Consider the following 8,903-nt stretch of genomic DNA (forward strand, 5'->3'; position numbering starts at 1 on the left):
GAACTGGCCGGTCGCGCCTTCGCCGTGGCCTATGAGCCGGTCTGGGCCATCGGGACGGGCCTGACCCCCACCACGCGGGAGATTGAGGAGGTCCACCGGGCGATCCGCGCCACGCTCACCGAGATGTTCGGGCAGGCGGCCGACCGCGCCCCGATCCTCTACGGCGGGTCGGTGAAGCCCTCCAACGCCGCGGAGATCCTCCACGCGGCCGAGGTGGGCGGCGCCCTGGTAGGCGGGGCCTCCCTGAAGGCCGTCGACTTCCTGGGCATCATCCGCGCGGCCTAGGCCGGCGGACCCTTCAGCTCCACCGTCGTGCCCTCTGGGTCGCGGACATAGATCGAGAAGCCCGTGCCGTCGGCCCCGTAGCGCGGGCCTTCCTCGACGATGGCGACGCCGTGGGCGGCCAAGTGCGCGCGGATCGAGGCTTCATCGTGCGGCCGCACCGTGAGGCAGAAGTGGTCGAGGTTGCGGCCTTCAGCCCCCGGACCCTCGCCGCCGGCGACGCCCAACGGTCCGTCCAGGGTGACCAGGTCGATCAGCGCCGCGCCCGCCCGCAGGTGGGTGAGGCCAAGCTCGGGGCGGTCGCGATCCACGCTGCAGCCGATCACCTCACAATAGAAGGCCACCATCTGGGCCTTGTCGGCGATCCGCAGCACGATGTGGTCGAGACCGGCGAGCTGGATAGGGGAGCGTTTCATGTCCGGATTCATCGTGACAGTATCGGGGGGTTGTCGCGGCGCTGAGACGCCCTAGCTATGGCCTTAGCGTTCGCGCGATGATAGAGCGCGCGCTTCATTTCGGTGCGGTTTCGCCGCCCGAACGCACCGGATAGATGTTCCATGCTGCTTGGCATCCTGCTCACCCTCGAAATCATCGTCGCCCTGCTACTCACCGGCGTGGTGCTGATGCAGCGGTCGGAAGGCGGCGCGCTCGGCATGGGCGGCGGGCCGTCGGGCATCATGACGTCGCGCGGGGCGGGCGACCTGCTCACCCGGCTAACCTGGATTCTCGGGATCAGCTTCTTCGTGCTGGGCCTGCTGCTGACCGTGGTCTCCGGCCGCGAGCGCGGCGCCTCCTCGGTGGTCGACCGGCTGAAGGTGGGCGGCATCGATCCCAAGACCCTCAATCAGCCGCCGCCGCAGGCCCCGGCCGGCACCGCCCAGCCCGGCCCCGCCGACGGCCCGCCTGCGCCCCTGCAGGCCCCGACGCCTACCGTGAGCAACCCGTTCCTGGGCGAGCAGCCCGCGCAACCCGCCCCGGCCGCCCCCGCCAAGCAATAGCCGTGGACGGTTTGAAACGCGGTCGCACCCTTGCGCCCGAATCACCGCTAATCTGAACGCCCATGACCCGGTACATTTTCATCACCGGCGGCGTGGTCTCCTCCTTGGGAAAAGGTCTCGCCTCCGCGGCGCTTGGCGCGCTCCTGCAGGCGCGCGGCTATCAGGTCCGCCTGCGCAAGCTCGACCCCTATCTGAACGTCGATCCGGGGACCATGAGCCCCTACCAGCACGGCGAGGTGTTCGTCACCGACGACGGGGCGGAGACCGACCTGGACCTGGGTCACTACGAGCGGTTCACCGGCGTCAACGCCACCCGCAACGACAACATCACCACCGGCCAGATCTACAAGAAGATCATCGAGAAGGAGCGCCGGGGCGACTACCTGGGCGCCACCGTCCAGGTGATCCCCCACGTCACCGACGAGATCAAACAGTTCGTCCTGTCCGATCCGGGCGAGGGGGTCGACTTCGTGCTGGTGGAGATCGGCGGCACGGTGGGCGACATCGAGGGCCTGCCGTTCTTCGAGGCCATCCGCCAACTCGGCCAGGAGCTGCCCCGCGGCCACGCCTGCTACATCCACCTGACGCTGTTGCCCTACATCAAGACGGCCGGCGAAATGAAGACCAAGCCCACCCAGCACTCGGTGAAGGAGCTGCGCTCCATCGGCATTCAGCCGCACATCCTGCTCTGCCGCTGCGAGCAGGAGATTCCCGAGGGCGAGCGGCGCAAGATCGCCCAGTTCTGCAACGTGCGGCTCAGCGCTGTCATCCAGGCGATGGACTCCGCCAACATCTACGCGGTGCCGCTGGACTACCATGTGCAGGGCCTGGACACCGAGGTGCTGGACGTCTTCGGGATGAACGATGCGCCCAAGCCCAACCTGGCCGCCTGGGAGCAGATCGTCCAGACGCTAAGCCACCCCGACGGCGAGGTGAACGTCGCCATAGTCGGCAAGTACACGGCCCTGACCGACGCCTACAAATCGCTGATCGAGGCGCTGATCCACGGCGGGTTGGCCAACAACGTCCGGGTCCGCTTCGAGTGGATCGAGGGCGAGGCCTTCGAGCGCGAGGAGGAGATGATCGGCGAGCGGCTCACCGGCGTGCACGGGGTGCTGGTGCCCGGCGCCTTCGGCGAGCGCGGCTCGGAGGGCATGATCCGCGCCGTGAAGTTCGCCCGCGAACACGCCATCCCCTATTTCGGCATCTGCTTCGGCATGCAGATGGCGATGATCGAGGCGGCCCGGAACCTGGCGGGCATCCAGCACGCCTCCTCCACCGAATTCGGCCCGACCTCCGAGCCCATCGTCGGCCTGATGACCGAGTGGACCCGCGGCAATGACAAGGAAGTGCGCCTGGCAGGTGACAACCTGGGCGGCACCATGCGCTGCGGCGCCTATGATGCGGTCCTGGCGCCGGGCTCCCGGGTGGCGGAGATCTACGGAACAACGACCATCTCCGAGCGCCACCGGCACCGCTACGAGGTCAACATCGGCTACCGCGAGGCCATCGAGGGCACGGGCATGAGCTTCAGCGGCCTGTCGCCGGACGGCGTGCTGCCGGAACTCTGCGAACGCGCCGACCACCCCTGGTTCGTCGGCGTGCAGTTTCACCCCGAGCTGAAGAGCCGTCCTTTCGACCCCCACCCGCTGTTCGCCAGCTTCATCGGCGCGGCCAAGGCGCGGAGCCGGCTGGTCTAGGACGATGCTGACGCCAGACGACATCCGCCGTGTCGCCCTGGATATGCCGGAGGCCTGTGAGGAACCCCACTTCGACATCGCCTCGTTCCGGGTGAACAAGAAGATTTTCTGCACGCTCCACACCGCCGAGCCGCGCATCATGCTGAAGCTCGACCCGGAGGACCGCGAGAATCTGCTGGACGGCGACGCCATCCAGGCCGTGCCGGGCGCCTGGGGTCGGCACGGGGCGACGTTCGTATACTACCTGCGCCTGGCGCCGGAGCGGCTGCCCGCGCTGATGCGGCTGGCCTGGGCCAACGTGGCCCCCAAACGCCTGCTCAGATAAGCCGTCCGGCCACGCTTGAAACCGCAGGGGCTTTGGGGCATACACCCCGGCTCACGTCGGCGGCCCTGCTCGGCCGCCGCTACCATTTCTATGCCTGCGAGATTTCCCCCATGGCCGTTCCGAAACGCAAAGTATCCCCGTCGCGGCGCAACATGCGGCGCTCGCACCACGCGCTGGGTCCCAATTCCTTCGTCGAGGACAAGGAAACCGGCGAGCTGAAGCGCCCGCACCACGTCGACCTGAAGACCGGCATGTACAAGGGCCGCCAGGTCCTCACGCCGAAGGAAGACTAGGCTCTCACCCCGAGCTCGCGGCGAATCACACGGCCCCGTCTGGCGACAGGCGGGGCCGTTTGCTGTCTGCCTGGCTGTCCGACGCTAGGCCGCCGTTGCCCGGCGGGCGGAAGCTGGCTAAGCCTCCGCCGCATTCCAACCCGGCGGAGCACCCATGACCGAGATCGTCGACATCACCGCCCGCGAAATCCTGGATAGCCGCGGCAATCCGACCGTCGAGGTGGACGTGATCCTGGAGGACGGGGCCATGGGGCGCGCCGCCGTGCCCTCCGGCGCCTCCACCGGCGCGCACGAGGCGTCCGAGAAGCGGGACGGGGACAAGGCCCGCTACGGCGGCAAGGGCGTGCGGCAGGCCGTGGATGCGGTCAACGGCGAGATCTACGACGCGCTCTCCGGCTCTGACGCCGAGGACCAGCGCCGCATCGACAAGATGCTCATCGACCTGGACGGCACAGCCAATAAGGCCCGCCTGGGCGCCAACGCCGTCCTGGGCGTCAGCCTGGCCACCGCCAAGGCCGCGGCGGTCTCCGCCGCCCTGCCGCTCTACAAGTACGTGGGGGGGGTCTCGGCCAGGGTCCTGCCGGTGCCGATGATGAACATCATCAATGGCGGGGCCCATGCTGACAATCCCATCGACGCCCAGGAGTTCATGATCCTGCCCACCGGCGCCGAGACCTTCGCCGAGGCCCTGCGGATGGGCGCGGAGATCTTCCACGCCCTGAAGGCGCAGCTGAAGGCTGCCGGCCACAACACCAACGTCGGCGACGAAGGTGGTTTTGCCCCGAACCTGGCCACTGCCGAGGAAGCCCTGGCCTTCATCGTCAAGGCCGGCGAGAGCGCCGGCTACCGGGTGGGCGACGACTTCCTGCTGGGCCTGGACGTGGCCTCCAGCGAGTTCTTCAAGTCCGGCAAGTATGTCATGGAAGGCGAGGGCAAGACCCTCGATCCGGCGGGCATGGTCGATTACCTGGCCGGCCTGGTGGACAAGTTCCCCATCGCCAGCATCGAGGACGGCTGTGCGGAGGACGACTTCGAGGGCTGGCGAATGCTCACCGAGCGTCTCGGGTCGAAGATCCAGCTGGTCGGCGACGACGTCTTCGTGACCAATCCCGAGCGCCTGGCCATGGGGATCGGCAAGGGACTGGCGAACTCGATCCTGATCAAGGTCAACCAGATCGGCACGCTTTCTGAGACCCTGGACGCCGTCGATATGGCCCACCGGGCGAGCTACACCGCGGTGATGAGCCATCGGTCCGGCGAGACCGAGGACGCCACCATCGCCGACCTCGCCGTCGCCACCAACTGCGGGCAGATCAAGACCGGATCGCTGTCGCGCTCCGACCGCACGGCCAAATACAACCAGCTCCTGCGCATCGAGGAGGAACTGGGCGACCAGGCGGTGTACGCCGGCCGCAGGGCGCTGAAGTTTTCCTGAAAGATCGCGAGGGCTTAGCGGGTTATTAAGGCTAACGGTGCGAAGCAGCCGGCGTGCCTTCGTGGGATACGCCGTGCTTGCTCGCCTGACACCCTTCCTGCCGACCGCGGCGCTCGCCTTCCTGATCTTCTATTTCGGCTTCCACGCCTTCACCGGCGACAGCGGCATCCTGCGCTCGAACCTGCGCGACGCGACCCTGGTGGCCAAGAGCCGAGAGCTCACCGCCGTGCAGGCCCAGCGCCAGGACCTGGAGGTCCGCGCCAGGCTGCTGCGCGATACCAGCCTCTCCGCCGACCTGCTGGAGGAAAGGGCGCGCTCCCTGCTAGGCTTCGCCGACCCAAGGGACTATGTGATCCGCATGAAGCCTTAGGGCCGCTCAGCGGTTCTTAAGGGTCCCTGCAAGGTTCACGGAGATACGCATGGCGCGCGGGCAGACCGGTGAAGCCGGTCGGCGAAAAGCCAATGGGGCCGCTGGTCATGCTGCGGCCAGCAAAGACGAACTGCTGAAGTACTATCGCAACATGCTGCTGATCCGACGCTTCGAGGAGCGGGCGGGGCAGCTCTACGGGATGGGGCTGATCGGCGGATTCTGCCACCTGTACATCGGCCAGGAAGCCATCGCCGTCGGTGTCCAGGCGGCGCAGAAACCAGGCGACCAGGTGATCACCGGCTACCGCGACCACGGCCACATGCTGGCCTGCGGCATGGACCCGCGCGAGGTCATGGCCGAACTCACCGGCCGGGCCGGCGGATCGTCCAAGGGCAAGGGCGGCTCGATGCACATGTTCTCGACGGAGGCCCACTTCTACGGCGGCCACGGGATCGTCGGCGCCCAGGTCAGCCTAGGCACCGGCTTGGCGCTGGCCAACCGCTACCGCGACGACGGCAAGGTGGCTTTCACCTACTTCGGCGACGGGGCCGCCAACCAGGGCCAGGTCTACGAGAGCTTCAACATGGCCGAGCTCTGGAGCCTGCCCGTCGTCTATGTGATCGAGAACAACCAGTATGCCATGGGCACCTCCATCGAGCGGTCGAGCTCGGAGACCCGGCTGCACAAGCGCGGCGTCTCCTTCAAGATCCCCGGCGAGGAAGTCGACGGCATGGACGTGACGGCCGTGAGGGCCGCCGCCCAGAAGGCCGCCGACCACGCCCGCGCCGGCAAGGGGCCCTACATCCTGGAAATGAAGACCTACCGCTATCGCGGCCATTCCATGAGCGATCCGGCCAAGTACCGCACCCGCGACGAAGTGGACGAGATCCGCAAGACCCGCGATCCCATTGACCACGTTGAGGAACTGCTGGGAAAGCAGGGCTTCGCCGACGAGGCTGCGCTGAAGGCCATCGACGCGGAGGTCAAGCGCATCGTCGCCGACGCCGCCGAGTTCGCCCGCACCTCCCCCGAGCCCGATCCGTCCGAACTCTACACAGACGTCTATCAGGGGGTCAGCGCGTGACCGACGTCCTGATGCCCGCGCTCTCGCCCACCATGGAGGAGGGCACGCTGGCCAAGTGGCATGTGAAGGTGGGCGATAAGGTGAAGTCCGGCGACGTGATCGCCGAGATCGAGACCGACAAGGCGACCATGGAGGTCGAGGCCGTCGACGAAGGCACGGTCGAGGCCATCCTGGTGCCCGAGGGCTCCGAAGAGGTGAAGGTCAACACCCCCATCGCCCGCCTGTCGGGGGAGGGCGATGCCGCCCAGCCCGCCCAGCCCGCCAAGACTGAGCCCGCTGAGCCCGCCCCCGCTGAGGTCGCGCCGCTTGAGGCCTCCGGCGAGCCGGAGAAGGCCCCGCCGCAACAGGCCAAGGTCCAGTCCGAGGGCGAGGCCACGGTCGCCGTGACGCCGGCTCAGACTCTGGCCGATCCGGAGCTCCCGGCCGGGGTTAAGCTGGTCAAGGTCACCGTCCGCGATGCGCTCCGCGACGCCATGGCCGAGGAAATGCGCCGCGACCCGGACGTCTTCCTGATGGGCGAGGAAGTCGCCCAGTACCAGGGCGCCTACAAGGTCAGCCGCGACCTCCTGCAGGAGTTCGGCGACAAGCGGGTGATCGACACCCCGATCACCGAGCACGGCTTCGCGGGCCTGGGGGTCGGCGCCGCGATGGCGGGCCTGAAGCCCATCGTCGAGTTCATGACCTTCAACTTCGCCATGCAGGCCATCGACCACATCATCAATTCGGCGGCCAAGACGCTCTACATGTCCGGCGGCCAGCTGAAGACCTCCATCGTGTTCCGCGGCCCCAACGGGGCGGCGGCCCGGGTGGCGGCCCAGCACAGCCAGGACTACGCGGCCTGGTACGGCCATGTGCCCGGCCTGATCGTGCTGGCGCCCTACGACGCGGCTGACGCCAAGGGCCTGCTCAAGGCCGCGATCCGCAATCCCAACCCGGTGGTCTTCCTGGAGCACGAGATGCTCTACGGGACCGAGTTCGACGTGCCCGAGGGCATCGACTGGGTTGTGCCCATCGGCAAGGCCAAGGTCCGCCGCGAGGGGACCGGCGTCACGCTGGTCGCCTATTCCCGGATGGTGGGCTTTTGCCTGAAGGCCGCTGAGGAACTGGCCGCCGACGGCATCGAGGCCGAGGTCATCGACCTGCGCTCGATCCGTCCCATGGACTACGCCACGGTGATCGCCAGCGTGAAGAAGACCAACCGTCTGGTCACCGTCGAGGAAGGCTGGGGCCCCATGGGCGTGGGCGCCGAGATCGCCGCCAAGGTGGTGTCCGAGGCCTTCGACTACCTCGACGCCCCGCCCGCCCGGGTCCACCAGGAAGACGTGCCGCTGCCCTACGCGGCCAACCTGGAGGCGCTCTCCATGCCCTCGGTGGAAAAGATCGTGAAGGCGGCCAAGGCCGTCTGCTACCGATGAGCGACAGCCCACATCCGCTCATCCCGGCGAAGGCCGGGACCCAGTTCGCGAAACGTCGATGTGGGCGGCAGCGCGTCCCGCGGGACGCGAGCCCCCATCTAAGCCCATCCACCTGGGTCCCGGCCTTCGCCGGGATGAGCGGGAATCTGTGATGAGCGACAGCCCCTTCACCTGGCGCGCCGGTGGCTGCCACTGCGGCGGCGTGCGTTTCGAGGTGTCCCTGCCGACCAGGGTCGAGGCGCAGACCTGCAACTGCTCCATGTGCGCCAAGACCGGCTTCGTCCACATGATCGTGCCGGAGAGCCGCTTTCGCCTGACCAGGGGCGCAGCGCGGCTCGCCGAATACAGCTTCAATACCCGCGTGGCCAAGCACCTGTTCTGCTCGGACTGCGGTATCAAGAGCTTCTACCGCCCGCGCTCCAACCCGGACGGCTGGAGCGTCAACGCCCGCTGCCTGGATACGGTCGCGGGCCTGGACCTGCGCATCGAGGCCTTCGACGGCCAGAACTGGGAGGCCAACGCCCACGGCCTGGCGCACCTCTCCAAGGAGCCCGCATGACCGCCGCCGTGCTCGTCGAAGCCCAGCCCAACGCCTGAGCGGACACCCATGCCTGTTGACATCCTCATGCCCGCGCTGTCGCCCACCATGGAGGAGGGCACGCTCGCCAAGTGGCACGTGAAGAAGGGCGATACTGTGAAATCCGGCGACATCATCGCCGAGATCGAGACCGACAAGGCCACCATGGAGGTGGAGGCGGTCGATGAGGGCGAAATCGCCGAACTTCTGGTCGCCGAAGGCACCGAGGAAGTTAAGGTCAACTCCGTCATCGCCCGCCTGAAGGGTGAGGCGGGCGCGGCCGCCGCCCCGGCTCCGGCGCCGGCGACCGATCCGAACCCGCAGCCGGCTTCGCGGGCCGAGGCCAAGGGCGATCCTGTACGCGCCGCGGCCGCGCCGTCGCCGCCGGCCCCTTCGACGTTGAAGGACCCGGACCTGCCGGAAG

12 protein-coding genes are annotated in these 8,903 nt (G+C 68.0%); 11 read left to right on the forward strand and 1 reads right to left on the reverse strand.

Going from position 1 to position 8,903, the window contains the following annotated elements; all coding sequences use genetic code 11:
- The coding region (locus ACLL81_RS03130) for a triose-phosphate isomerase (RefSeq protein ID WP_411286888.1) at positions 1–285 on the forward strand (285 nt) is incomplete at its 5' end.
- Here the strand turns inward: ACLL81_RS03130 and ACLL81_RS03135 are convergent.
- Positions 282–698 carry a VOC family protein gene (locus ACLL81_RS03135; protein ID WP_411286889.1) on the reverse strand — a complete coding sequence of 139 codons (417 nt, stop codon included), beginning with the start codon at positions 696–698 and terminating at the stop codon, positions 282–284. The two genes, ACLL81_RS03130 and ACLL81_RS03135, sit on opposite strands and share 4 nt — an antisense overlap.
- 141 nt (positions 699–839) lie before the next feature.
- Between ACLL81_RS03135 and secG the strand changes: the two genes are divergently transcribed.
- From secG to ACLL81_RS03185, 10 genes are all read left to right on the forward strand, one after another.
- The gene (gene secG / locus ACLL81_RS03140; protein ID WP_411286890.1) at positions 840–1,280 is read left to right on the forward strand and encodes a preprotein translocase subunit SecG; all 441 of its coding nucleotides are present in this window, start codon (positions 840–842) and stop codon (positions 1,278–1,280) included.
- A 62-nt stretch (positions 1,281–1,342) separates the two neighbouring features.
- Positions 1,343–2,980 carry a CTP synthase gene (locus ACLL81_RS03145; RefSeq protein WP_411286891.1) on the forward strand — a complete coding sequence of 546 codons (1,638 nt, stop codon included), beginning with the start codon at positions 1,343–1,345 and terminating at the stop codon, positions 2,978–2,980.
- Positions 2,981–2,984: 4 nt separating this feature from the next.
- A complete protein-coding gene (locus ACLL81_RS03150; RefSeq protein ID WP_411286892.1) occupies positions 2,985–3,305 on the forward strand; it encodes an MmcQ/YjbR family DNA-binding protein in 321 nt (106 codons plus the stop codon).
- Positions 3,306–3,415: 110 nt separating this feature from the next.
- Positions 3,416–3,598 (forward strand): 50S ribosomal protein L32, encoded by a 183-nt coding sequence (gene rpmF / locus ACLL81_RS03155; protein WP_411286893.1) that lies wholly within the window; start codon positions 3,416–3,418, stop codon positions 3,596–3,598.
- 154 nt (positions 3,599–3,752) lie between these two features.
- Positions 3,753–5,033: a phosphopyruvate hydratase gene (gene eno / locus ACLL81_RS03160; protein WP_411286894.1), complete on the forward strand. Its 1,281-nt coding sequence runs from the start codon at positions 3,753–3,755 to the stop codon at positions 5,031–5,033.
- 73 nt (positions 5,034–5,106) lie between these two features.
- The gene (locus ACLL81_RS03165) at positions 5,107–5,403 is read left to right on the forward strand and encodes an FtsB family cell division protein (protein ID WP_411286895.1); all 297 of its coding nucleotides are present in this window, start codon (positions 5,107–5,109) and stop codon (positions 5,401–5,403) included.
- A gap of 49 nt (positions 5,404–5,452) precedes the next feature.
- The gene (gene pdhA / locus ACLL81_RS03170; RefSeq protein ID WP_411286896.1) at positions 5,453–6,487 is read left to right on the forward strand and encodes a pyruvate dehydrogenase (acetyl-transferring) E1 component subunit alpha; all 1,035 of its coding nucleotides are present in this window, start codon (positions 5,453–5,455) and stop codon (positions 6,485–6,487) included.
- Positions 6,484–7,902 (forward strand): pyruvate dehydrogenase complex E1 component subunit beta, encoded by a 1,419-nt coding sequence (locus tag ACLL81_RS03175; RefSeq protein ID WP_411286897.1) that lies wholly within the window; start codon positions 6,484–6,486, stop codon positions 7,900–7,902. The genes pdhA and ACLL81_RS03175 overlap by 4 nt, the downstream gene beginning before the upstream one ends.
- 151 nt (positions 7,903–8,053) lie before the next feature.
- Positions 8,054–8,461, forward strand: a complete 408-nt coding sequence (locus ACLL81_RS03180; protein ID WP_411286898.1) for a GFA family protein — start codon at positions 8,054–8,056, stop codon at positions 8,459–8,461.
- Between the two features lie 48 nt (positions 8,462–8,509).
- Positions 8,510–8,903: biotin/lipoyl-containing protein (locus ACLL81_RS03185; protein WP_411286899.1), on the forward strand; the 394-nt coding region annotated here is incomplete at its 3' end.

Origin of the sequence: Phenylobacterium sp. (genome assembly GCF_046590535.1) — a bacterium.
Classification (GTDB): Bacteria; Pseudomonadota; Alphaproteobacteria; order Caulobacterales; family Caulobacteraceae; genus Phenylobacterium.